The 22,184-nt window shown below is 68.9% G+C and carries 24 protein-coding genes and 1 pseudogene; 13 read left to right on the top strand and 12 right to left on the bottom strand.

What is annotated here, in order from left to right:
- Positions 1-22 precede the first annotated feature (22 nt).
- Positions 23-622, bottom strand: a complete 600-nt coding sequence (gene coaE, locus AUV07_RS03895; protein ID WP_062634044.1) for a dephospho-CoA kinase — start codon at positions 620-622, stop codon at positions 23-25.
- Positions 623-748: 126 nt separating this feature from the next.
- Between coaE and AUV07_RS03890 the strand changes: the two genes are divergently transcribed.
- From AUV07_RS03890 to AUV07_RS03880, 3 genes are read left to right on the top strand one after another with little or no spacing between them, the layout of a single operon-like run.
- A complete protein-coding gene (locus AUV07_RS03890) occupies positions 749-1,306 on the top strand; it encodes a hypothetical protein (RefSeq protein ID WP_062634042.1) in 558 nt (185 codons plus the stop codon).
- 36 nt (positions 1,307-1,342) lie between these two features.
- A complete protein-coding gene (locus AUV07_RS03885; RefSeq protein WP_231729464.1) occupies positions 1,343-1,858 on the top strand; it encodes a signal peptidase I in 516 nt (171 codons plus the stop codon).
- Complete coding sequence (locus tag AUV07_RS03880; RefSeq protein WP_157523905.1) at positions 1,858-2,385, top strand: hypothetical protein; 528 nt, start codon at positions 1,858-1,860, stop codon at positions 2,383-2,385. Before AUV07_RS03885 ends, AUV07_RS03880 begins: the two co-directional genes overlap by 1 nt.
- A gap of 26 nt (positions 2,386-2,411) precedes the next feature.
- On the opposite strand, the gene AUV07_RS03875 is transcribed toward AUV07_RS03880, so the two are convergent.
- From AUV07_RS03875 to rpsA, 7 genes are all read right to left on the bottom strand, one after another.
- Positions 2,412-2,984, bottom strand: a complete 573-nt coding sequence (locus AUV07_RS03875) for a CoA-binding protein (RefSeq protein WP_082802839.1) — start codon at positions 2,982-2,984, stop codon at positions 2,412-2,414.
- Entirely contained in the window at positions 2,981-4,285 is a 1,305-nt protein-coding gene (locus AUV07_RS03870; RefSeq protein ID WP_062634038.1) for an O-acetylhomoserine aminocarboxypropyltransferase/cysteine synthase family protein, read from the bottom strand. The genes AUV07_RS03875 and AUV07_RS03870 overlap by 4 nt, the downstream gene beginning before the upstream one ends.
- Positions 4,282-6,288 (bottom strand): acetate--CoA ligase, encoded by a 2,007-nt coding sequence (acs, locus tag AUV07_RS03865; protein WP_062634036.1) that lies wholly within the window; start codon positions 6,286-6,288, stop codon positions 4,282-4,284. The genes AUV07_RS03870 and acs overlap by 4 nt, the downstream gene beginning before the upstream one ends.
- Positions 6,279-7,136 (bottom strand): ABC transporter permease, encoded by an 858-nt coding sequence (locus AUV07_RS03860; protein WP_062634034.1) that lies wholly within the window; start codon positions 7,134-7,136, stop codon positions 6,279-6,281. Before AUV07_RS03860 ends, acs begins: the two co-directional genes overlap by 10 nt.
- Complete coding sequence (locus AUV07_RS03855) at positions 7,133-8,173, bottom strand: aliphatic sulfonate ABC transporter substrate-binding protein (RefSeq protein WP_062634032.1); 1,041 nt, start codon at positions 8,171-8,173, stop codon at positions 7,133-7,135. The genes AUV07_RS03860 and AUV07_RS03855 overlap by 4 nt, the downstream gene beginning before the upstream one ends.
- Entirely contained in the window at positions 8,170-9,021 is an 852-nt protein-coding gene (locus AUV07_RS03850; RefSeq protein ID WP_062634029.1) for an ABC transporter ATP-binding protein, read from the bottom strand. Before AUV07_RS03850 ends, AUV07_RS03855 begins: the two co-directional genes overlap by 4 nt.
- A 144-nt stretch (positions 9,022-9,165) precedes the next feature.
- A complete protein-coding gene (gene rpsA / locus AUV07_RS03845; protein ID WP_025105051.1) occupies positions 9,166-10,620 on the bottom strand; it encodes a 30S ribosomal protein S1 in 1,455 nt (484 codons plus the stop codon).
- A 237-nt stretch (positions 10,621-10,857) separates the two neighbouring features.
- On the opposite strand from rpsA, the gene AUV07_RS17500 reads away from it, so the two are divergent.
- The 3 genes from AUV07_RS17500 to AUV07_RS03835 all read left to right on the top strand — a co-directional run bounded on the left by AUV07_RS17500 (position 10,858) and on the right by AUV07_RS03835 (position 13,129).
- Positions 10,858-11,382 carry a hypothetical protein gene (locus AUV07_RS17500; protein WP_442922881.1) on the top strand — a complete coding sequence of 175 codons (525 nt, stop codon included), beginning with the start codon at positions 10,858-10,860 and terminating at the stop codon, positions 11,380-11,382.
- A gap of 266 nt (positions 11,383-11,648) precedes the next feature.
- Positions 11,649-12,146, top strand: a complete 498-nt coding sequence (locus tag AUV07_RS03840) for a hypothetical protein (RefSeq protein WP_062634026.1) — start codon at positions 11,649-11,651, stop codon at positions 12,144-12,146.
- Positions 12,147-12,178: 32 nt separating this feature from the next.
- The gene (locus tag AUV07_RS03835) at positions 12,179-13,129 is read left to right on the top strand and encodes a 5'-3' exonuclease (RefSeq protein ID WP_062634024.1); all 951 of its coding nucleotides are present in this window, start codon (positions 12,179-12,181) and stop codon (positions 13,127-13,129) included.
- Positions 13,130-13,141: 12 nt separating this feature from the next.
- Here the strand turns inward: AUV07_RS03835 and AUV07_RS03830 are convergent, their stop codons facing one another.
- Both AUV07_RS03830 and trpD read right to left on the bottom strand, forming a co-directional pair.
- Positions 13,142-14,128 (bottom strand): PHP domain-containing protein, encoded by a 987-nt coding sequence (locus AUV07_RS03830; protein WP_197462110.1) that lies wholly within the window; start codon positions 14,126-14,128, stop codon positions 13,142-13,144.
- Between the two features lie 2 nt (positions 14,129-14,130).
- On the bottom strand, positions 14,131-15,201 hold the full coding sequence (gene trpD / locus AUV07_RS03825) for an anthranilate phosphoribosyltransferase (RefSeq protein ID WP_025105056.1): 1,071 nt from the start codon (positions 15,199-15,201) through the stop codon (positions 14,131-14,133).
- Between the two features lie 192 nt (positions 15,202-15,393).
- Between trpD and ctaE the strand changes: the two genes are divergently transcribed.
- The 7 genes from ctaE to AUV07_RS03790 all read left to right on the top strand — a co-directional run bounded on the left by ctaE (position 15,394) and on the right by AUV07_RS03790 (position 21,305).
- Positions 15,394-16,047 (top strand): aa3-type cytochrome oxidase subunit III, encoded by a 654-nt coding sequence (gene ctaE, locus AUV07_RS03820; protein ID WP_025105057.1) that lies wholly within the window; start codon positions 15,394-15,396, stop codon positions 16,045-16,047.
- A 20-nt stretch (positions 16,048-16,067) separates the two neighbouring features.
- Entirely contained in the window at positions 16,068-16,868 is an 801-nt protein-coding gene (qcrC, locus tag AUV07_RS03815; RefSeq protein WP_062634020.1) for a cytochrome bc1 complex diheme cytochrome c subunit, read from the top strand.
- A 36-nt stretch (positions 16,869-16,904) separates the two neighbouring features.
- Positions 16,905-17,981 carry a cytochrome bc1 complex Rieske iron-sulfur subunit gene (qcrA, locus tag AUV07_RS03810; protein WP_025105059.1) on the top strand — a complete coding sequence of 359 codons (1,077 nt, stop codon included), beginning with the start codon at positions 16,905-16,907 and terminating at the stop codon, positions 17,979-17,981.
- Positions 17,978-19,792: a cytochrome bc1 complex cytochrome b subunit gene (qcrB, locus tag AUV07_RS03805; RefSeq protein ID WP_025105060.1), complete on the top strand. Its 1,815-nt coding sequence runs from the start codon at positions 17,978-17,980 to the stop codon at positions 19,790-19,792. Before qcrA ends, qcrB begins: the two co-directional genes overlap by 4 nt.
- Before the next feature lie 78 nt (positions 19,793-19,870).
- Positions 19,871-20,284, top strand: coding sequence for a RidA family protein (locus tag AUV07_RS03800; protein WP_062634018.1), 414 nt, complete (start codon positions 19,871-19,873; stop codon positions 20,282-20,284).
- Entirely contained in the window at positions 20,281-20,805 is a 525-nt protein-coding gene (locus tag AUV07_RS03795; RefSeq protein ID WP_062634016.1) for a GNAT family N-acetyltransferase, read from the top strand. Before AUV07_RS03800 ends, AUV07_RS03795 begins: the two co-directional genes overlap by 4 nt.
- Before the next feature lie 80 nt (positions 20,806-20,885).
- Positions 20,886-21,305, top strand: a complete 420-nt coding sequence (locus AUV07_RS03790; RefSeq protein WP_062634013.1) for a rhodanese-like domain-containing protein — start codon at positions 20,886-20,888, stop codon at positions 21,303-21,305.
- Positions 21,306-21,368: 63 nt separating this feature from the next.
- On the opposite strand, the gene AUV07_RS03785 is transcribed toward AUV07_RS03790, so the two are convergent.
- Positions 21,369-21,803 carry a cytochrome c oxidase subunit 4 gene (locus AUV07_RS03785; protein ID WP_025105064.1) on the bottom strand — a complete coding sequence of 145 codons (435 nt, stop codon included), beginning with the start codon at positions 21,801-21,803 and terminating at the stop codon, positions 21,369-21,371.
- A gap of 3 nt (positions 21,804-21,806) precedes the next feature.
- Positions 21,807-22,184 (bottom strand): annotated as a pseudogene (locus tag AUV07_RS17920) (cytochrome ubiquinol oxidase subunit I); the annotation flags it as partial.

Genomic DNA, 22,184 nt, shown 5'->3' with positions numbered 1-22,184 from the left:
CGCGTCCGGCGGCGGCACCGCTTCAGCTTGCGCGGAGCCGGTTCCAGAGGGCGTCCGTCTGCTCCTGCGTGTGTGCGATCGACCCCGCGGTGTCGATCACGACGTCGGCGATCGCGAGCCGCCGGTCGTCTGGAACCTGGGCGGCGATCCGCCCGCGGGCGTCGTCGGGCGTCATCCCGCGCAGCTGCACGAGCCTCTCGAGACGGACCTCCTCCGGGGCATGCGCGACGACGATCGCATCCCAGGGGTCGTCGACACGAGCCTCCACGAGAAGCGGCACGTCGTACACGACGACGGCATCCGGATCGGCCTGGAAGGCGGCGTCGAAACGACGCTGGGACTCGGCCCGTACGGCCGGGTGCACGATGGCGTTCAGCTGTGCGAGACGGTCCGGATCGGCGAACACGGTCGCACCGAGAGCGGCTCGGTCGAGCGACCCGTCTTCGGCGATGACCTCGTCACCGAACGTCCGCGCGATCGCGCCGAGCACCTCGGATCCGGGCGCCTGCACCTCGCGCACGATCCGATCCGCGTCGACGACCACCGCGCCGAGTTCGGCGAGCCGGTTCGCGATGGTGGACTTTCCCGACGCGATGCCTCCGGTGAGAGCGATGAGCGGCATCCGACCATCCTGCCACGCCTGTCCGAGGGCGGCGCACGACGCTGCCGCGGAACAATCGGGAAAGCTTCGGTCCCTCTTGAGGAAGACTTGACGGTCCCCTGAGGTGCGCTGCGTAACGTCGAAGCCATGACGAACACGGATGCCCCCGCACGCCCTGACCGCACCGAGCGACGCTCCCGGCGGCGCCCGATCATGGCGTTCGCGCTGGCCGTGCTCGCGACCGGAGGGATCGGTGCCGCGCTCACGAGCGCCGCATGGACCGACAACACCTTCTTCAGCGCCCCGGCCGCAGGAGCCACCTTCAACCTCCAGGGTTCCACCGACGGGACCACCTGGAAGGAGTCGGCCGCGAAGAACAGCATCGAGCTCGTCGTGCCCGCGGAGAAGCTGGCCAACCTGCTCCCGGGCGAGACCCGCACGATCAAGCTGTGGGTGAAGAACGCCAGCTCCGTCAACGCCGCACTCACCTCGACCGTCGAGTACGCCCCCGGCAACACGGCGACGGACTTCACGGTCAAGCCGACGGCGACGATCACCGGGCTCGCGGCGTCGCTGACCTCCTCCGGCTCCACGGCGACCGATGAGTTCGACCTCGTCGTCACCACCCCGGCCGACTGGCCGACGAGCAACCAGGGCAAGACCGGCACGATCCTCGTCACGGTCTCCGCCACCGCCACCAACTGACCCCTCGCCCCGCAGCAGAGAACGAAGAGACGAACCGTGGTGCAGATCCTCCGTCGGCTCGCCCTGCCCGTGCTCTGGGCGCTGGCCGCCACGGGCGTGGGCTGCGGCGTCGTCTGGGGCGCCACGGCGATCGGGCTCATCCAGCCGCTCGTCGTGATCTCGGGATCGATGGAGCCCGGGATCATGACAGGCGATCTCCTCATCGCCACGAAGGTCCCCGCCGACTCTCTGGAGGTGGGCGACGTCGTCAGCCTCCGGAGCGCGCTGACCGACTCCCTGGTGACTCATCGCATCACCGCCATCGAAGCCGCCGACGGCGCGCGCACGATCACCATGAAGGGCGACAACAACGAGTTCTCCGACGCTCTCGACTATCCCGTGACCGGCGATGTCTGGAAGCCGGCGGTGCAGCTTCCCGGTTGGGGGACCGCCATCATGCGGATGACCACGCCCGCCGTCGCCGTCCCGCTGCTTCTCGGACTCCTGGGGCTGCTCGGCCTGAGCATGATGAGCCCCGGGGAGCGACCGGCGCGGAAGCCGCTGACCACGTGATGCCAGCACGACGGGTCTCCCCGATGGCCGGCTTCGCGGTCGCGATGGCGTTCGTCTTCCTGGCCTTCGCCCAGGGAAGCGTCTCGACCACCACCGCGGCGTGGACGGATCGGACCGTGGTCACGGCGACGGTGACGTCCGCCTCGGCATGGTTGTCGCCGTTCGCGGGGAACACGTGCAAGGCCTACAGCAGCCCGTCGGCAGCTCCCACCAGCTGCGCGATCACGGCGATCCGCTACGAGGAGATCAGCGACACCTCCGGCCACTTCTACATCAGCACGAACGCCCCGGGCGGGTCGCACCACGTGGACGTCGACGTGGATCTGAAGAAGGCGACGGGCCTTCCCCGGACGTGGACCTCGTGGGCCGCTGCGGGGGTGCTCCCGGGCAGCCACGTCACGCCGGACCCCGCGTGGATGTGCTCCTCGTTGCCCCGGCTCACCGGCCGCAGCCTCGACTGGCACCTCACCGACCTTCAGGTTGCCGTGACGCTGCAGCGCACGACGGCGAACACGATCTGCACCTGAGCCTCCTGGGCACGGCGCGGCTCCCCTCAGCGCGCGAGCAGCTGCCGTCGGGAGCTGATCACCCCGGTGTCGAAGCCGGCGAGATGCAGGCCGCCGTGGAAGCGGGCGTGCTCGATCTTGATGCAGCGGTCCATGACCACCGAGAGCCCGGCCGCCTCCGCGATCGCGGCGGCGTCCTCGTTCCAGGAGCCGAGCTGGAGCCACAGGGTCTTCGCTCCGCTGTCGATCGCCTCCTGCGCGACGCCCGGGAGGTCGTCGTGACGACGGAACACGTCCACGATGTCGGGCTGCACGGGCAGGGCGCTCAACGACGGATAGACCGGCTGGCCGAGGATCTCGGTCTCCCTCGGGTTCACGAGGTAGACGTCGTAGGGCGTGCTGGACAGCAGGTAGGTGGCGACGAAGTACGAGGCCCGTGACGGATTCCCGGAGGCACCGACGATGGCGATCGATCGCGCCCGCCGCAGCAGTCCGAACCGCTGCGGCTGCGAGGGCCCGGTCCAGGTGCGGCCCGGCTCGACGGCAGCGGGGAGCGCGCAGCTGGCGGCATCCGTGGTCGGCGGGATGGCGCAGGCGTCGCCGGCGGAGGTCGTGCTCATCGGTGGGCTCCCGTCGCGAGGGTGAGGGCCTGGTCGAGGTCCCAGATGATGTCCTCCGCGTCCTCCAGGCCGACGGAGATGCGGATCAGGTCGGGGCGCACGCCCGCGGCGACGAGCTGCTCCTCGGTGAGCTGGCGGTGCGTGGTGGAGGCCGGGTGGATCACCAGGGTGCGGGCGTCGCCGATGTTGGCGAGGTGGGACGCGAGCTGCAGGTTCTCGATGAACGCCTCCCCCGCAGCGCGGCCGTCCTCGGCGGCGACCCCGAACGCGAACACGGATCCCGGTCCCAGCGGCATATAGCGCGCGGCACGCTCGTGATGCGGATGGCCTTCCAGCCCCGCCCAGGTGACGGAGGACACGCGGGGGTCGGCGGCCAGCCACTCGGCGACGACCCTGGCGTTGGCGATGTGAGCGTCGATGCGCTGCGGCAGCGTCTCCACGCCCTGCAGGAGCGCGAAGGCCGACTGCGGGCTCAGCGCCGGCCCGATGTCGCGCAGCTGCTCGGAGCGCAGCTTGGTGAGGAATCCGTACTCGCCGAAGTTCCCCCACCAGGAGATCCCGCCGTAGGAGGCCACCGGTTCGGTCATCTGCGGGAACTTGCCGTTGCCCCAGTCGAAAGTGCCCTTCTCGATGACCACGCCGCCGAGGGTCGTGCCGTGACCGCCGAGGAACTTCGTGACCGAGTGGATGACGATGTCCGCCCCGTGTTCCAGCGGGCGCGCGAGGTACGGGGTGGCCAGCGTGGCGTCGACGACGAGCGGCACCCCCGCCTCATGCGCGACGGCGGCGAGACCCGCGATGTCGGCGATCTCGCCCGACGGGTTCCCGATCATCTCGACGTAGACGACCTTGGTCTCCGGACGGATGGCCGCAGCGTAGTCAGCCGGGTCGGAGGAGCTGACGAACGTCGTCTCCACGCCGAACCGTCGCAGAGTGACATCGAGCTGTGTCACCGTGCCGCCGTAGAGCTGCGCGGCGGCCACGACATGATCGCCCGCGCCCACGAGGGCGGCGAACGTGATGAACTCGGCGCTCATCCCCGAGGCGGTCGCCACCGCCCCGATACCGCCTTCCAGCGAGGCCAGCCGCTCCTCCAGGGCGGCGACGGTGGGGTTGCCGATGCGCGAGTAGATGTTGCCGTACTTCTGCAGCGCGAAGAGGTTCCCGGCGTCGGCCGCATCGTCGAAGACGAACGACGTCGTCTGGTAGATCGGCACCGCCCGCGCTCCGGTGGCGGCGTCCGGTGTGCCGCCGGCGTGCAGAGCGCGGGTGCGGAACCCGAAGCGGTGGTCCTCGGTCATGATGTCCTCGATTCTGCGGCGAGAGCGCCGGCGATGTCGTCGACGGCCCAGGGGTTCTGCAGTGACGTCGTGTCGCCGAGGGCCTGCGGAGTGCGTCCCGCGCGCCGATCCTGTTCGGCATCCCAGAGCTGCGCGAGCAGGCGGCGCATGATCTTCCCCGAGCGTGTCTTGGGCAGATCCGGCACGACGACGACGTGCTTCGGCTTCGCGACCGGACCGATCGCGCGGGCGACCTCAGCACGCAGCGCGTGCGCGTCGATCTCCGCCCGGCCGGACGGGGTGACGAACGCCACGACCGCCTGCCCGGTGACCGGATCCGCCACGCCGGCGGACCCGGCTTCGCCGACCGTCTCGTGCGCCACGAGCGCCGACTCGATCTCGATCGTCGAGAGGCGATGACCGGACACGTTCACGACGTCGTCGAGCCGGCCCAGGATCCAGATGAACCCGTCGGCGTCCCTGGTCGCCCCGTCTCCGGCGACGTAGTAGCCGCCGTGCGCGCCCACGCCGGCGTACGCAGACCAGTACGCGTCGCGGTAGCGCTCCGGGTTCCCCCAGACGGTCCGCGCCATCCCCGGCCACGGGCGCCGGACGACCAGCGTCCCGGATCGGCCCGGCGCCACCTCGCCCCCGTTCTCGTCGACCACCGCGACGTCGATGCCCGGAAGCGGGACCGACGCAGAGCCGGGCTTCAGCGGCGTGATGCCGGGCAGGGGGGCGATCATCGCGGCGCCGGTCTCCGACTGCCACCACGTGTCGATGACGGGGAGTTCATCCCGCCCGAAGTTCCGGCGGAACCACACCCAGGCCTCCGGATTGATCGCCTCGCCCACCGTGCCGAGCAGTCGCAGAGTCGACAGGTCGTGGCCGCTCGGCAGCTCGTCGCCGAACCAGGTCATGAACGTCCGGATGAGCGTCGGGGCCGTGTAGTAGACCGTGACGCCGTAGCGCTCGATGATCTCCAGATGGCGCTCGCGGCGCGGAGTGTCCGGCGTGCCCTCGTAGATGACCTGGGTGAGCCCGTTCGACAGCGGCCCGTAGATCTCGTAGGTGTGGGCCGTGACCCAGGCGAGATCGGCCGTGCACCAATGGACGTCGTCGGGTTTGGCGTCGAAGTGCGCCCAGTGCGCCCAGCTCGCGTGGGTCAGGTAGCCACCGGAGGTGTGCACGAGGCCCTTGGGCTTCCCGGTCGTGCCGGAGGTGTAGATGATGAAGAGCGGGTGCTCGGCGTCGAAGGCCTCCGCTCGATGCGCGGTGGGAGCCGTGTCGACGACATCGTGCCACCACACGTCCCGGCCTTCGGTCCACGGGACGCTCTGGCCGGTGCGACGGAGCACGAGGACGTGTTCGAGGTCCGGCAGTCCCGCAGCGGCGGCATCGGCGGCAGACTTGACCTCGGTCGCCGTCCCCCGCCGGAACTGGCCGTCGCTGGTGACGAGCAGCTTCGCCCCGGTGTCCTCGAGCCGGAACCGCACGGCCTCCGCGGAGAACCCTCCGAAGACGAGCGAGTGGACGGCTCCGATCCGGGCGCACGCGAGCGTGACGACCACGGTCTCCACGAGCACGGGGAGGTAGATCACCACGCGGTCCCCCGGTCGGATCCCGAGGTCTTCCAGCGCGTGCGCCGCCTGGGCGACACGACGCTGCAGGTCGGCGTAGGTCACCGAGATCCGGTCGCCGGGCTCCCCTTCGAAATGCAGCGCGACCTTGTCTCCGCCTCCGGCGTCGACATGACGGTCCACGCAGTTCACCGCGACGTTCAGCCGTCCGCCGAGGAACCACCGCGCCGCGGGAACGGCACCGTCGACGGGCGGCTCCCACTCGTGCACGGCCGTCCACGGCTCGGACCAGTCCAGTCGGCGCGCCGCGTCCTCCCAGAAGGCCAGAGGATCAGCGGCCGCGCGCTCGTAGGCGTCCGCGGTCACGTTGGCGTCGGGGAACGCGGGCGACGGAGGATAGACCCGTTCCTCCTGCAGCCGAGCCTCGGTCGTCGTCACGTCCATCGCCGCAACAGGTACTTCTCCAGCAGCGCGAGCACGCCGTTGGTGATCGTGCCCAGCAGCGCGAGCAGCACGATGGAGAGCAGGATGCGGTCGACGCGCCCCGTGCTCTGGGAGTCGGTCAAGAGGAAACCGAGCCCCATGGACGAGGCGATCAGCTCGGCGGCGACCAGGAACAGCCACGCCTGGGCGAGCGCGAGGCGCAGGCCCGCGACGACGGACGGTACGACGGCCGGGAGCTGCACCGTCCGGAACAGCGACCATCCGTGCAGGCTGAAGGAGCGTCCCGCCTCGACGAGCTGCGGGTCCACGTGCCGGAGCGCGGAGGCGACGGTCGTGTAGACCGGGAAGAACGCACCGATCGCGATGAGGGTCACCTTGGACTCCTCGCCGATCTGCATCCACAGGATCAGCAGCGGCACCCAGGCGAGCGACGGCACCGCGCGAACAGCGGCGAGGGTCGGGCTGAGCAGCACGTCACCCCAGCGTGAGAGCCCGACGATGCCGGCTGCGGCGAGGCCGACGACCGAGCCGATCGCGAACCCGAGCAGCACCCGCTGGACGGAGATGGCGATGTGGGTCCAGAGCTGTCCGGACTCGGCAAGTTCCACCCCGGCCTGGAAGACCGACGCCGGCGCCGGGAGGCGGTACGGCTCGATGAGACCGGCCGTCGTGACCACCTGCCAGGCGATGAGGATCGCGGCCGGGAGCAGGAGACCCCCGACGATCCGTACGACGGGCGGCAGACCACGCCGTGCTCCTCCCGTCCCCCGCCGGGGAGCACCCTTCGCGAACTCGAGCGCGTCCCGCGATTCCGCCGGGACGACCACCCGATCCTCGAGACCGGTCACTCGCCTGCGCCCGCCTTCGTCGCGAAGGTGTCGTTGATGATGCTGGACAGTGCCTTGTCGACGGATTCCTGCCCACCCTGGACGTCGCCGGACTCGACGAGCACCGGAGCGATCTTCTCGAGCACCGCGAGCTGGTCATCGCCGGGGACGCCGTCCACGTCCAGGTTCGACCGCTCCTGGATGACCGTGGTCGCGACCTCGAGGTCGATACCGGCGACCTCGGCCAACAGGGCGGCCGTCTCTTCCGGGTTCTCCAGCGCCCACGCACGCGCCTCCTCGTAGGCGTCGACGACGGCCTGAGCGAGGTCCGGGTGGTTGTCGATGAAGTCCTCGGTCGCGTTGAGGAAGCCGTAGGTGTTGAAGTCGACGTTGCGGTAGATGAGCTTGTCGCCCGACTCCTGCTCCGCGGCGGCCATGATGGGGTCGAGCCCCGCCCACGCGTCGACGGAACCGCCGTCGAGCGCCGCGCGCCCGTCGGCGTGCTGGAGGTTCTGCACCTCGACGTCAGCCAGCGACAGCCCGCCCTCCTCCAGCGCCTGGAGGAGGAAGAAGTAGGGGTCGGTGCCCTTGGTGGCCGCGACGGAGGCGCCCTTGAGGTCCTCCACCGAGGCGATGTCGCTGTCGGGCCCGACGACGATGGCCGACCACTCGGGCTGGGAGAAGATGTCGATCACCTGGATGGGCGAGCCGTTCGCGCGGGCGAGCAGCGCGGCCGAGCCCGCCGTCGATCCCACATCGACCGAACCCGAGCGGAGGAGCTCGTTGGCCTTGTTCGAGCCGGCGGACTGCACCCATTCGACGGTGACGTCGTCGCCGAGGATGTCCTCCAGGATGCCCTGGTCGCGGATCACGAGGCTGAGCGGGTTGTAGGTCGCGAAGTCGATGGACAGCGTGTCCGCCGACCACTCGCCGTTCCCGGCCGGGGTGGACTCGGCCTCGGCGGACGCGTTCTCCCCGGCGACGCAGCCGGTGGCGACGAGCATCATCGTCCCGGCGACGGCGATCGCAGGGATGATGCGGCGGGTGATGGTGCTCATCGGGTCTCCTCGGGGGTGTGGTGGTGCGTGTCGACGCCGAGCCCTTCGAGGAGCTCGGCGCGCAGGTTGGCGAGGCCGCGGTCGGCGCGGTCTCGGGGGCGGATGCCGGGGACGCGGATCGTCCGCGCGACGGACGATCCGGTGTCGTCCGCGTCGCCGACGGTGCGCAGCAGCAGCACGCGGTCGGCGAGATAGAGCGCCTCCTCCACGTCGTGGGTCACGAGCAGCACCGTGGTGGGCTCGGCGGCGTGGATCTTCAGGAGCAGGTCGTGCATGCGGAGGCGCGTGAGGGCGTCGAGCGCGCCGAACGGCTCGTCGAGCAGCAGGACTCCGGGGTTCCTGGCGAGAGCCCGGGCGAGGGAAGCCCGCTGCGCCATGCCTCCGGATACTTCACGGGGGCGCTGGTCGGCGGCGTGCTCGAGTCCCACGAGCTGCAGGAGTTCGCGGACCCGGGCGCGTCCGGCGCGGCGGGAGACGCCCCGGGGAAGACCGAGCTCGACGTTCTGCGCGAGCGTACGCCACGGGAGCAGCCGCGGCTCCTGGAACGCGATCGCCGTGCGCTCATCGACGTCGGCGACACCGGAGCCGTCCAGACGGATCGTTCCACGCGTAGGGGTGTCCAGTCCGCCGATGAGGCGCAGCAGCGTCGACTTCCCACACCCGGACGGACCGACGACGGCGACGATCTCCCCGGCGGCGATATCCAGGTCGATGCCGCGGAGCACCTCGCGTCGCCCCTGAGCGAGCGGGAACGACCGCGCGATGCCGTCCAGGCGCACGGGTTGTGCGGAGCCCGACGTCGTCGGGGCCTCAGCGGTGCGCGACGCAGCGGGCAGGAGGGCGGTCATGTCCCCATGCTGTCGGAGGCTCCGGAATGTTACGAATGCGGTCGTAACGTTGCGTCACGCAGCTGCTCCGCCGGATTCCGGGCATGCGAAAAGGGCCGCCACACCCGCCGTGAGGCGGGGTGACGACCCTTTTCGGAGTGGTGCTTAGGAGTTGCCGCCCGAGAGCTTCTCACGCAGAGCCGCGAGAGCCTCGTCGTCAGCGAGCGTGCCGGCGCCGGCCGACTCGCTCGAGAAGGACTGGCCGCCGAAGTCGTCGCCGGCCGCAGCCTCGGCCTCGGCCGCCTTCGCGACCTGAGCCTTGTGCGCCTCCCAGCGAGCCTGGGCCGCAGCGTACTCCTGCTCCCATGCCTCGCGCTGGGCGTCGAAGCCTTCCTTCCACTGACCGGTCTCGGCGTCGAAGCCCTCCGGGTACTTGTACTCGCCGTTCTCGTCGTACTCGGCGAGCATGCCGTACAGAGCCGGGTCGAACTCGGTGCCGTTGGGGTCGACCGACTCGTTGGCCTGCTTCAGCGACAGCGAGATGCGACGACGCTCGAGGTCGATGTCGATGACCTTGACGAAGACCTCTTCGCCGACCGACACGACCTGCTCGGCCAGCTCGACGTGCTTGCTGGAGAGCTCGGAGATGTGGACGAGGCCCTCGATGCCGTCGGCGACGCGGACGAACGCACCGAACGGAACGAGCTTGGTGACCTTACCCGGCGTGACCTGACCGATCGCGTGGGTGCGGGCGAAGACCTGCCACGGGTCCTCCTGCGTCGCCTTCAGCGACAGGGAGACGCGCTCGCGGTCGAGGTCGACCTCGAGGATCTCGACGGTGACCTCCTGGCCCACCTCGACGACCTCGGAGGCGTGCTCGATGTGCTTCCAGGACAGCTCGGAGACGTGCACGAGGCCGTCCACGCCACCCAGGTCCACGAACGCACCGAAGTTGACGATCGAGGAGACGACACCCTTGCGGACCTGGCCCTTGTGCAGGTTGTTCAGGAACGTGGTGCGCGACTCCGACTGCGTCTGCTCGAGCAGCGCGCGGCGGCTCAGGACGACGTTGTTGCGGTTCTTGTCGAGCTCGAGGATCTTCGCCTCGATCTCCTGGCCGAGGTACGGCGTGAGGTCGCGGACGCGACGGAGCTCGATGAGCGAGGCCGGGAGGAAGCCACGGAGGCCGATGTCGACGATGAGTCCACCCTTGACGACCTCGATGACCGTACCGGTGACGACGCCGTCGTTCTCCTTGATCTTCTCGACGTCTCCCCAGGCGCGCTCGTACTGCGCACGCTTCTTGGAGAGGATCAGGCGGCCTTCCTTGTCCTCCTTCTGGAGAACCAGGGCCTCGACCTCGTCGCCGACCTTGACGACCTCGTTGGGGTCGACGTCGTGCTTGATCGAGAGCTCGCGCGAGGGGATGACACCCTCGGTCTTGTAGCCGACATCGAGCAGGACCTCATCGCGGTCGATCTTGACGATCGTGCCCTCGATGATGTCGCCGTCGTTGAAGAACTTCAGGGTCTTCTCGACCGCGGCCAGGAAGTCCTCAGCAGATCCGATGTCGTTGATGGCGACCTGCTTGGTGGCCGGGGCGGTCGTTGCGGTAGTCATGTAGTGGGTTGTCCTTGTGAATGGATACTCGGGCTGCGGAGCATGGCCGCGCACGGCCGGGATGTGCTTCGCAGCAGGTGGATTGTGGTGTGTTCGTCACCTGGGCATGCGTGTACACGCCACGAGTGACAGTTCAGGCTATCAGAAGTTGCCGTCCGCGAAAGAGCGGATTCGTGCGAGCTTCTCTGTGGATAACGTCGGCGCCGCTCCGTCCATTCCGCGTACGGTGGCCCGGTGATGTCGCCCACCGCTCTCCGCATGCTCGCCGTGCTGGTCCTCGGCGTCTCGGCCCTGTCCGCCTGCGCCCCCGCTCCGGAGCCCACGCCGACCCCCTCCCCCGCGTTCACCTCCGAGGAAGAGGCCTTCGCCGCCGCCGAGGCCACGTACCGAGCGTATGTTGAGGCGTCAAACGATACGGACCTCAGCGATCCGGCTTCTTTCGAGGGTGTATTTTCTTGGCTACGCGATGAGGCACTGGCTTCCGCAAAGACCAACTTCTCCCGCTTTCACGCAGAAGGTTGGAAACGCTCGGGCGACACGACGTTCGATCAATTCACTCCAGTCTCCTTCGGCGACGAGTCAGTTACGGCGCGCCTTTGCGTCGACGCGTCAGCGGTGAGGCTCTGGGACGGATCGGGAAACGAGGTCAGTTCTGACCGGCCTGGCCGCCAGGCTGTCGAGGTTCTGCTTATCACGGCGCCGACGACAAGCACAGGACTGGCAATCTCCTCGACTGCTGCGACTGAGGAACTCTCGTGCTAGTCATCCGTTCGCTGTCGGTTGCCGCGCTGGTGTTTGTCCTCGCGACCTCTGAGAGCGACCCAAGTGGATCGCAGGCCGGAGTGGAAGACGTTTGGGCCTCCAACACAGGGGATTCGCTCGTGGTTCGCGTCAGCGATTCTGAACGGTTGGCTTCTGATGGCACCAGTTCTCCCGTGCCCCTTCACTCCGCCCCAGAACCGAAACGCGAACCGTGCAAGACGGACACGGCGCTGAGCCGGTCGTGCGGCATGTACGGAGTGCGGGTGATGGAGGAGTCCGAGCACCCGCTCACGATCGAGGACCTCGCACAGTTCGCGCCGGACCCCGTGACGACGACAGCGGAGCCCGGGAACGCCGGCGTCGTGGGGATGGCGACGAACTTCGTGGCCACCGTCGCTGCACACACGGTGAGCGGCACACTCCTCGACCGGCCGGTGACGGTGCGCTTCACACCCGTGCGGGTCGTGTTCGACCACGGCGATGGAACGTCGGCCACCGCGCCGGACGGCGGCCGCACGTGGGCGACGCTCGGCCAAGCGCCGTTCACCGCGACCCCCACGAGCCACGTGTACACCCGACGCGGCACCCACACGACAAGGACGACGGTCGCCTACACGGCGGAGGTCGACGTCGGCGGGGGCTGGTTCCCGGTGTCCGGCGAGCTTTCGGTCGATGGCGTATCCAGGCAGATCCGCATCTACGAGGCGACCACCGCGCTCGTGGCACGGACGTGTGAAGAACGACCCGCGGCTGTGGGCTGCTGAGCACCCCGTGGGGCACGCTCTACCCTGAATCCATGACCCGCGCCGAACGCCTCATGCTGCTCGACACCGCCAGCCTCTACTTCCGCGCGTTCTACGGCGTACCCGACAAGGTGACAGCCCCCGACGGCTCCCCCATCAATGCGGCGCGCGGCCTGCTGGACATGATCGCGAAGCTCGTGACCACCTATCAGCCGACCCACGTCGTGGCGTGCTGGGACGACGACTGGCGCCCGCAGTGGCGGGTCGACCTCATCCCCAGCTACAAGACGCACCGCGTGGTGGAGGTCGTGGCGGGTGCGCCCGACATCGAGGAAGTGCCCGACCCGCTGGAGGCGCAGATCCCGCTGATCCGCGAGACGCTCGCGGTCCTCGGCATCCCGATCGTCGGCGTCGCCGAGCACGAGGCGGACGACGTCATCGGCACCCTCGCGACGCACGCGACGATGCCCGTCGACATCGTCACCGGCGACCGCGACCTGTTCCAGCTCGTCGACGACGAGCGCGACGTGCGTGTGATCTACACGGCGCGCGGCATGAGCAACCTCGAGGTCGTGACGGACGCCACGGTCGTCACCAAGTACGGGGTGCTCCCCACGCAGTACGCGGACTTCGCGACGATGCGCGGCGATGCGTCGGACGGACTTCCGGGCGTCGCCGGGATCGGCGAGAAGACCGCTGCCACCCTGCTGCAGAAGCACGGCGACCTCGTCGGCATCCGGGAAGCCGCGGAAGCGGGCGAGGGTATGAGTGCCGGCATCCGCGCGAAGATCCTCGACGCGCAGGCGTATCTCGATGTCGCCCCCACGGTCGTCGCCGTCGCCACGGAGCTCCCGATCACCGCTCCCGATGTCGCGCTGCGGGCCCTCACGCCGGACGAAGCGGCGGAAGCCACGGCCCTCGCCGAGCGCTGGAACCTCGGAAGCTCGATGACACGGGCCGTCACCGCGGTCACCGCGGCCGCGAGCCAGATCACCGAGGGCTGACGCGACCGGACGTCACTCCGCCCAGGCGAGGAGGCGCGACAGACCCCACGTCGTGACGATGCGCGACGCCGGCACCCCGGCGCGCTCCGCACGTTCGGCGCCGTGGTCCAGCAGGGAGAGCTGTCCGGGAGCGTGCGCGTCGGAGTCGATCGAGAAGAGGCATCCGGTCTCGAGCGCGATCGCGATGAGCTCGTCCGGCGGGTCCTGACGCTCGGGGCGCGAGTTGATCTCGACCGCCACCCCGTTCTCCGCGCACGCCGCGAACACCGCGGCGGCATCGAAGGCCGAGGGCGGGCGCGTGCCCCGGTCGCCCTGGACGAGCCGGCCGGTGCAGTGTCCGAGGACGTTCACCCGAGGATGCGAGACGGCCGCGATCATCCGCGCGGTCATCGCCCGTCCGTCCATGCGGAGCTTGGAATGCACCGACGCGACGACGATGTCCAGGTCCGCGAGGAGGGCGTCCTCCTGATCGAGCGCTCCGTCTTCCAGGATGTCCACTTCGATGCCGGCGAGCAGCGTGAAGCCGTCCCCCGACTGTGCCCGCACCTGCGGGATCTGCTCGCGGAGCCGCTCCGCCGACAGTCCTCGCGCCACTCGGAGGCGTGGAGAGTGGTCGGTGATGGCCTGGTACTCGTGGCCCTGCGCGCGGGCGGCAGCGGCCATCACCTCGATGGACGTCGTCCCGTCCGACCACTCGGTGTGGGCGTGCAGGTCTCCGCGCAGCTTCCCGCGGAGCACCGAAACCTTCTCCGGTTCGACGTCGCCGCGGAGCTCCACGAGGTACTCCGGCACCTCACCGGCCTGCGCCTGACGGATGACGGCGAAGGTCGACTCCCCGATGCCCTTGGCTGCGCGGAGACGCGTCGGGTCGCCCTGCACGTCGGACGGAAGATCCTGGAACGTGGCAGCCGCCTGGCGGAACGCCTTGGCCCGGTAGCGCGACGCCCGCTCGCGCTCCAGCAGCGAAGCGATCTCGAGCAGCGCGTCGACCGGGTCCATGCTCACTCCTTCGGCGCGGCCAGCTCGCGACTGACGCCGATCCACTGATCCAGCTTGGCCAGCGCGCGCCCGTCGTCCACTGCGGCGGACGCACGGGCGAGCGCATCGCGGAGCCGCTCGAGGATCGGCCGCTGCACCTGGGTCGCGTCCTGCGACAGCTCGAAGGCGACGATGCCGGCGGCGGCGTTGAGGAGGACGATGTCCCGCACCGGCCCCTGCTCTCCTGCGAGCGTCCGTCGGAGGATCTCGGCGTTGTGGGCGGGAGAGCCGCCGATGAGGTCGGAGAGGTCGGCGAGCGGGATGCCGAGATCACGGGGATCGAGGTCGTGCTCGTGGATGTCTCCACGGGTGACCTCCCAGATGCGGCTGTGCCCGGTGGTCGTGAGCTCGTCGAGGCCGTCGTCGCCGCGGAAGACCAGCGCCGTCGCTCCCCGCGTCCGGAAGACGCCGGTGATCAGCGGGACGCGCTCCATCTGGGCGACACCGACCGCGTTCGCCTCGGCGCGCGCGGGGTTGCAGAGCGGGCCGAGCATGTTGAACACGGTCGGAACGCCGAGCTGCGACCGCACAGCACCGGCGTGCTTGAACCCGGGGTGGAACGCCCCCGCCCAGGCGAAGGTGATGCCCGTCCGGTCGAGGATCGAGGCGACCGCCGCGGGGTCGAGGGAGAGCTCGAGGCCGAGTGCACCGAGGACGTCGGAGGAGCCCGAGGCCGAGCTCGCGGCGCGATTGCCGTGCTTGACCACGGGGATGCCCGTGGCGCCGATGATGACGGCGGCCGTCGTCGACACGTTCACGGTCCCGACGCGGTCGCCTCCCGTGCCCACGATGTCCAGCACGTTCGGGGAGACAGGCAGAGGCACGGCCGCCTCGAGGATCGCGTCGCGGAAGCCGACGATCTCATCGATCGTCTCCCCCTTCGCCCGCAGCGCGACCAGGAATCCGGCGAGCTGCGCCTCGGAGACGTCGCCCTTCATGATCTGGCGCATGGCCCACGTCGACTCCCACACGCTGAGGTCCCGACGCTCCAGGAGAGAGGTGAGCACATCGGACCAGGTCAGGGAATCAGCCATGTGTGCGATCCTATCGGCGCGGAGAAAACGTGCAGATCGATCCGGGCGGGCGCGCAGGCCGCGCAAGAGCGACGTTTCCCGCGTATTCACCGGGTATTCGCAGTGTTTTCTTAGGGTCCCCTAAGTCCTCGACGGGCGAATCGAGGGGCGCGGGTGCAAGAATCACGCCCGCGGATCGGCCATAATGGAGGGGTGACGACCTCAGCGACGTATGCCCCGGCGGCGAGAACCATCAAGCGGCCCAACCCGGTAGCTGTCGGCACCATTGTGTGGCTCGGCAGCGAGGTGATGTTCTTCGCGGGACTCTTCGCGATCTACTTCACCCTCCGCAGCACTTCCCCCGAGCTGTGGGCCGACCGTACCGAGCTCCTGAACGTGCCGTTCGCGGCAGTGAACACGGCGATCCTCGTGCTCTCCTCGTTCACCTGCCAGATGGGCGTGTTCGCAGCCGAAGACCTGCAGCCCTACAAGATCGGCAAGGGACAGAAGAACGGCGCCGGCCGCCGTCGCCTGTTCGGCTGGGGCATGGTCGAGTGGTTCTTCCTCACCTTCGCCCTCGGCGCGATCTTCGTGTCCGGCCAGGTGTGGGAGTACGCCCAGCTCGTCGCAGAGGGCATGCCCATCCAGGCGGACTCGTACGCCTCGGCGTTCTACCTCACCACCGGCTTCCACGCCCTGCACGTCACCGGCGGACTCGTCGCGTTCCTCCTGGTGATCGGCCGCGCGTACGCCGTCAAGAACTTCCGGCACAAGGAGGCGACCTCCTCGATCGTGGTGTCCTACTACTGGCACTTCGTCGACGTCGTCTGGATCGTGCTGTTCTTCGTTATCTACTTCCTGAAATAAGAGCGGAGCTGATCCCCGAGATGGCACGAGAGAAGAAGCGCCGTTCGAGCGGTCGTCGCAGCCCACTGGCGGCGGCCGCGCTCATCGGAGCAGGCCTCATGATCACCGGCGCGGTGTACGCGGGTGCGACCGCGGCATTCGCCGCCAACGACGCCCCCACGGCATCGACGCAGCTGACGGTCGAGGACGGCGAGAAGCTGTTCCAGGCAAACTGCGCCACCTGCCACGGCCTCGACCTGGAGGGCACCCCCAACGGCCCGAGCCTCTACGGCGTCGGCGAGCTGGCGGTGGAGTTCCAGGTGTCGACGGGCCGTATGCCGCTGCAGATGCAGGGACCGCAGGCTCCGCAGAAGGAGCCGCAGTTCACCGAGGAGCAGATCCTCGCGATGGCGGCCTACGTGCAGTCCGAGGCCCCCGGCCCGACGTACCCCGCTGACGAGATCATCGACGGCGAGGGCGACGTGGCGCACGGCGCCGAGCTCTTCCGTGTCAACTGCGCGATGTGCCACAACGTGGCCGCCGCCGGTGGCGCTCTCACCGAGGGCAAGTACGCTCCGGCCATCACGGAGACCAGCGCGCTGCACATCTACGCGGCCATGGTCACCGGCCCGCAGAACATGCCGGTCTTCGGCGACATGAACCTGTCCGACGAGGACAAGCGCGACATCATCTCGGCTCTGCTCTTCCAGCAGCAGTCCGTCCAGATCGGCGGCTTCTCCCTCGGCTCGCTCGGACCGGTCTCCGAAGGCCTGTTCGTGTGGATCTTCGGTATCGGCGCTCTGGTCGCCATCACCGTGTGGATCACGGCGAAGTCCAACTGACGCTTATTCATCGAAGAGGAACGTACGAGGAGCACCATGGCACACGACGACGACTCGCAGGCTCTTGACAGGGCCTACCAGCCCTCTCCGGGGCTGGGTGTCGCAGTCAGCGATCCCGTGCAGAACCCCGGGCTTCCGCCGCACCGCGAGCGGATGACCGACAAGGACCCGCGCGCCGAGAAGGCCGCCGTCCGCACCGTCTACACGCTGTTCTACCTGTCGCTCGCCGGCAGCATCTGGGCGGTCGCCGCCTACATGCTGTTCCCGATCGAGAGCGGCGCTCTCATCGACATCCGTCAGAACAACCTCTTCATCGGACTCGGCATCGCGCTCGCGCTGCTGGCGCTGGGCATCGGCGCGATCCACTGGTCGAAGGCCCTCATGTCCGACAAGGAGCACGTCGAGCTCCGCCACCCCACCCGGGGCAAGGACTCGACGCGTGAGGCGGCCATCAAGGCCTTCGCCGACGCCAACGAGGAGTCCGGCTTCGGTCGCCGCACGATGATCCGCAACTCGCTGTTCGCGGCGATCGTCGCCTCGATCATCCCCGGTGTGACGCTGTTCCGCGGCCTCGCCCCGCACTCCACGCCGGACGACCCCACCGCGGGCGACCCGGTCGCGCTGCTGAAGCACACGATGTGGGATGAGGGCATGCGCCTCGTCCGCGACCCCGACGGCACCCCCATCCGTGCCGCCGACGTCACGCTCGGCTCCGCTTTCCACGTGATCCCGGAGGACCTCGCGGAGCTCGGTCACGATGAGGGCTACCTCGAGGAGAAGGCCAAGGCCATCGTGCTGATGATGCGCCTCCGCCCGGAGCAGCTCATCGAGGCCGAGGACCGCAAGGACTGGTCCTACGACGGCATCGTCGCGTACTCCAAGGTCTGCACGCACGTCGGCTGCCCCGTCGCGCTGTACGAGCAGCAGACCCACCACCTGCTGTGCCCGTGCCACCAGTCGCAGTTCGACGTCACGGACCACGCCAAGGTCATCTTCGGCCCGGCCGCTCGGCCGCTGCCTCAGCTGCCCATCACCGTGGACGACGAGGGCTACCTCATCGCACGCAGCGACTTCACCGAACCCGTCGGCCCGAGCTTCTGGGAGCGCCATTGAGCACCGCAACGCTGTCCAAGGACGAGAAGGACACCAAGGCGCCTCTCGGCGGCCGCTTCGTCGGCGCCGCGTCGAACTACATCGATGAGCGCACGAGCCTCTCCGGCTTCGTCAAGGAGCTCGGTCGCAAGATCTTCCCCGACCACTGGTCGTTCATGCTCGGTGAGATCGCGCTCTGGAGCTTCGTGGTCGTGTTCCTCTCCGGAACCTTCCTGACGTTCTTCTTCCAGGCCTCGATGGTGGAGACCCACTACACCGGCGCCTACGCCCCCATGCGCGGTATCGCGATGTCCTCGGCTCTCGAGTCGACGCTGCACATCTCGTTCGACCTCCGCGGTGGCCTCCTGGTCCGCCAGATCCACCACTGGGCCGCGCTCGTCTTCATCGCCGGCATCGGCGTGCACATGCTGCGCGTGTTCTTCACGGGCGCGTTCCGCAAGCCGCGCGAGCTGAACTGGGTGATCGGCTTCGTGCTGTTCATCCTCGCGATGGCCGAGGGCTTCACCGGCTACTCGCTCCCCGACGACCTGCTCTCTGGCAACGGCCTGCGCATCATCGACGGCATGATCAAGGGTCTCCCCCTGATCGGCACCTGGACCTCGTTCCTCCTCTTCGGCGGCGAGTTCCCGGGCACCGACATCGTGGGACGCCTGTACACCCTGCACATCCTGCTGCTCCCGATGCTGGTGATCGCCTTCATCGCGGTGCACCTGATGCTCATGATCATCAACAAGCACACGCAGTTCGCCGGCCCCGGCCGCACGAACGACAACGTCGTGGGCTACCCGATGATGCCGGTCTACATGTCCAAGATGGGCGGGTACCTGTTCATCGTCTTCGGCACCATCGTGCTGATCGCGACGTTCTTCCAGATCAACCCGATCTGGAACTACGGCCCCTACGACCCCTCCCCCGTCTCGGCCGGTACGCAGCCGGACTGGTACATCGGGTTCGCGGATGGCGCGCTGCGCCTGGCCCCGTCGAACTGGGACATCGTGTTCCTCGACCACACCTGGTCGTTCGGAATCCTGGCCCCGGTCGCCGTGCTCGGTCTGTTCATCGTCATCGTCGCGATCTACCCGTTCATCGAGGCGTGGGTCACCGGCGACAAGCGCGAGCACCACATCGCCCAGCGTCCGCGCAACGCGGCCACGCGCACCGCGATCGGCGTCGCCGGCGTCATCTTCTACGCGGTCCTGTGGGCGGCGGCCTCGTCCGACCTCATCGCCACGCACTTCATGCTCACCATGGAAGGCGTCATCCACACGCTGCAGGCGCTGCTGTTCCTGGGCCCGATCATCGGCTACTTCGTCACCAAGCGCATCTGCATCGCGCTCCAGAAGAAGGACCGGGAGATCGTCCTGCACGGCTTCGAGTCCGGACGCATCGTCCGTCTCCCCGGCGGCGAGTTCATCGAGGTGCACCAGCCGGTCGACGTCTACGACCGCTGGAAGCTCATCGACGTCGACGGCTACGAGCCGCTTGTCGTCCGCCCGAACGCCAAGGGCCGTATCCCGTGGACGGAGAACCTCCGCTCCGCGATGTCCCGCTGGTTCTTCGAGGACCGTCTCGCCCCGCTCACGCAGGCCGAGATCGACGCCGCCGATGCGCACCAGCATCACGTCACCGCGGGGAACGAGGAGGCGGAGGCCGCAGAGATCCAGGGCGCTCACGAGCGTGCCGGGTTCCCGGACGCGCCGCTCACGGTCGACGAGACGCACGTCGACGAGACGCCGAACACGCCCAGCACGGTGATCTCGACCGAGCCCGTCAAGAAGCCTCGGAAGAAGAAGTCGGAGGACGACGAGTAGTCGTCACTCCCCTTCGATGAAGGCCCCGTCCGTTAGGACGGGGCCTTCATCGTTCTCCCCTGATGAGAGGATCGTCTCATGTCTTCGGTCGTCCGCCTGCTCCGTGCTCCCCTCCTCGCCGACGCGCCCTACGCGTACGCCGCCACCGCCCCCGCTGACGCGCGCCTGGTCTTCCTGGCCGGCGCCTGCCCGTTGGAGAACGATGGGACGACCACCGCCCCCGGTGACTACGCCGCTCAGGCGGCACGGTGTATCGAGACGCTGCAGGGCGCGCTCACGGCTGCCGGCGCCACTCTGACGGATGTCATCAGCACGCGCGTCCTGGTGGCCTCCTCCGCGCAGCGGGACCTCGTCACGGCCTGGGACGTCATCCACGCCGCGTTCGGGCCTCACGACGTCCCCAGCACCCTCCTCGGCGTGACTGTCCTCGGCTACGACGACCAGCTCGTCGAGATCGAGGCGGTCGCCGCGCTGCCCGCGGACCGTGCATGACCATCCTCATCCGACACGCGACGGACCAGGACCATGCCGCCCTGGAGGAGATCGAGCGCGCCGCTGACCGCCTTCTGACCGATCGCTTCGGTGCCGAGGACTGGCCCCCGCCGTCGACAGCCGACGACCGCCGGCGCGCCGAGGGATTCGTCCTGGTGGCCACCTGCTCCCCTACGACGGAGGCTGCCGGCGGACTCGAGGTGCCGGTCGGGTTCGTGCAGGTGCTGGAGGGACCCGGGTACGCCCATCTGGAGCAGCTGTCCGTCCACCCCGCCTCCGGTCGCCGCGGCATCGGTCGCGCCCTCGTCATGGCGGCCCAGGACGAGTCCCGCCGTCGGGGCCGCACACAGCTCACGCTGCGCACCTACGCGGACGTCCCCTGGAACGCCCCCTTCTACGCCCGCTGCGGCTTCACGGAGTCCGCGCCGGACACCGACTTCCTCCGTGAGCTCGTCGCCGTCGAAGAGCGTCTGGGCCTGACCCGGTACGGCCGGCGGATCCAGATGACCGCAGCGCTCTGACCGGCTACGACGGCAGGATTCGCGCGACGCACGACGGTATCCCTCGGTCGTCGGCGCCCGCGCGTCCCTAGTCTGGGCTCATGATCGATCGCCTTGACTACTTCGCCGCCCGCCTCGCCTTCGAGACCGACCCCAGCGACGTGCACGCCGACCGTGCCGCCGGCCGCGCACTGGTCGTGGTCGACGTCCGCTCCAGGGAGGCATTCGCCCAGGGGCGCGTGTCCGGCGCGCTCCACATGCCTCACAGCGAGATCGCGAACCGTGCCCCGGAGGAGATCCCGGCGGATGCCGAGGTCGTCGTCTACTGCTGGAGCCCCGGATGCAACGGCGGTGTCCGCGGCGCGCTCGAGTTCGCTCGTCTCGGCTATCGCGTGCGCGAGATGATCGGCGGCTTCGAGTACTGGGCCCGCGAGGGATATCCCATCGAAGACGCCGAGGGTGTGCACCACCGTCCCGTCGACCCGCTGACCGGAATCCCCCGCATCCGCACCCACGTGTGAACTGTTCACAGGAACGACGAAGGCCCCCGGAGTGATCCGGGGGCCTTCGGTGTGTGAGGAGACTCAGCGGGCGAAGTTGCCGCGGTAGTACTCGTAGACCCAGCCGACGATCGCGACCACGAAGATCGCGAGACCGATCGGAAGGAGGAAGTGACCGACCGCCAGGCCGACGACGAACACGCCGGCGGAAGCCGCGAGCACCAGCGGCCACCAGGACCACGGGCTGAACTCGCCGAGCTCGGGGTCACCGTCGTCGATGTCCGACGTGAGGATGTCCTCGGGCAGCTCGCCGTTCTGCGCCTTGTGCGTCCGGTCGAGGTAGAAAGCGACCATCGCGCCCATGAAGGCCGAGAAGAACAGGGCGACGGTGCCGACCCACTCGATCTGGTTCACCAGCGGAAGTCCCGGGTGAGCCAGGATGTTCCAGCCCGTGTAGACGACGCCGACGAGGGCGAAGAACGCGGTCAGGACCCACCAGATGATGACGTTGTCGCGCATGGCTCAGTGGCCCTCTCGCTCGCCGGGTGCGGTGGTCGCGAACTCCGCGGCCTCCGGGTGGTTCAGGTCGAACGCCGGACGCTCGCTGCGGATGCGCGGGATCGACGTGAAGTTGTGCCGCGGCGGCGGGCACGAGGTCGCCCACTCCAGCGAGGCACCGTAACCCCAGGGGTCGTTCACCGTGACCTTTGGCGCCTTGCGCGCCGTGATCCAGACGTTGAGGAAGAACGGCAGCATCGAGGCGCCGAGGATGATCGCACCGATCGTCGAGACCTGGTTCTGCCACGTCCAGCCGTCCGCCGCGGAGTAGTCCGCGTAGCGACGCACCATGCCGTCGACACCGAGCCAGTGCTGGATGAGGAAGGTCATGTGGAACCCGAC

The sequence above is a fragment of the Microbacterium sp. CH1 genome (assembly GCF_001595495.1).
Taxonomy (GTDB): domain Bacteria; phylum Actinomycetota; class Actinomycetes; order Actinomycetales; family Microbacteriaceae; genus Microbacterium.
Note: the sequence above shows the minus strand (reverse complement) of the source record. Positions and strands in the feature narration are given on the sequence as shown.

Bases quoted from the DNA above. Each gene is read 5' to 3' on its own strand.
- AUV07_RS03850 (WP_062634029.1), bottom strand. From the start codon at position 9,021: ATGACCGCCCTCCTGCCCGCTGCGTCGCGCACCGCTGAGGCCCCGACG.
- AUV07_RS03870 (WP_062634038.1), bottom strand. From the start codon at position 4,285: ATGACCGAGGACCACCGCTTCGGGTTCCGCACCCGCGCTCTGCACGCC.
- AUV07_RS03880 (WP_157523905.1), top strand. From the start codon at position 1,858: ATGCCAGCACGACGGGTCTCCCCGATGGCCGGCTTCGCGGTCGCGATG.
- AUV07_RS03855 (WP_062634032.1), bottom strand. From the start codon at position 8,173: ATGAGCACCATCACCCGCCGCATCATCCCTGCGATCGCCGTCGCCGGG.
- AUV07_RS03795 (WP_062634016.1), top strand. From the start codon at position 20,281: ATGACCATCCTCATCCGACACGCGACGGACCAGGACCATGCCGCCCTG.
- AUV07_RS03800 (WP_062634018.1), top strand. From the start codon at position 19,871: ATGTCTTCGGTCGTCCGCCTGCTCCGTGCTCCCCTCCTCGCCGACGCG.
- coaE (WP_062634044.1), bottom strand. From the start codon at position 622: ATGCCGCTCATCGCTCTCACCGGAGGCATCGCGTCGGGAAAGTCCACC.
- AUV07_RS03830 (WP_197462110.1), bottom strand. From the start codon at position 14,128: ATGGACCCGGTCGACGCGCTGCTCGAGATCGCTTCGCTGCTGGAGCGC.
- AUV07_RS03840 (WP_062634026.1), top strand. From the start codon at position 11,649: ATGGAGGAGTCCGAGCACCCGCTCACGATCGAGGACCTCGCACAGTTC.
- AUV07_RS03875 (WP_082802839.1), bottom strand. From the start codon at position 2,984: ATGAGCACGACCTCCGCCGGCGACGCCTGCGCCATCCCGCCGACCACG.
- AUV07_RS03785 (WP_025105064.1), bottom strand. From the start codon at position 21,803: ATGCGCGACAACGTCATCATCTGGTGGGTCCTGACCGCGTTCTTCGCC.
- rpsA (WP_025105051.1), bottom strand. From the start codon at position 10,620: ATGACTACCGCAACGACCGCCCCGGCCACCAAGCAGGTCGCCATCAAC.
- AUV07_RS03835 (WP_062634024.1), top strand. From the start codon at position 12,179: ATGACCCGCGCCGAACGCCTCATGCTGCTCGACACCGCCAGCCTCTAC.
- qcrA (WP_025105059.1), top strand. From the start codon at position 16,905: ATGGCACACGACGACGACTCGCAGGCTCTTGACAGGGCCTACCAGCCC.
- acs (WP_062634036.1), bottom strand. From the start codon at position 6,288: ATGGACGTGACGACGACCGAGGCTCGGCTGCAGGAGGAACGGGTCTAT.
- AUV07_RS17500 (WP_442922881.1), top strand. From the start codon at position 10,858: ATGTCGCCCACCGCTCTCCGCATGCTCGCCGTGCTGGTCCTCGGCGTC.
- qcrC (WP_062634020.1), top strand. From the start codon at position 16,068: ATGGCACGAGAGAAGAAGCGCCGTTCGAGCGGTCGTCGCAGCCCACTG.
- trpD (WP_025105056.1), bottom strand. From the start codon at position 15,201: ATGGCTGATTCCCTGACCTGGTCCGATGTGCTCACCTCTCTCCTGGAG.
- AUV07_RS03790 (WP_062634013.1), top strand. From the start codon at position 20,886: ATGATCGATCGCCTTGACTACTTCGCCGCCCGCCTCGCCTTCGAGACC.
- AUV07_RS03890 (WP_062634042.1), top strand. From the start codon at position 749: ATGACGAACACGGATGCCCCCGCACGCCCTGACCGCACCGAGCGACGC.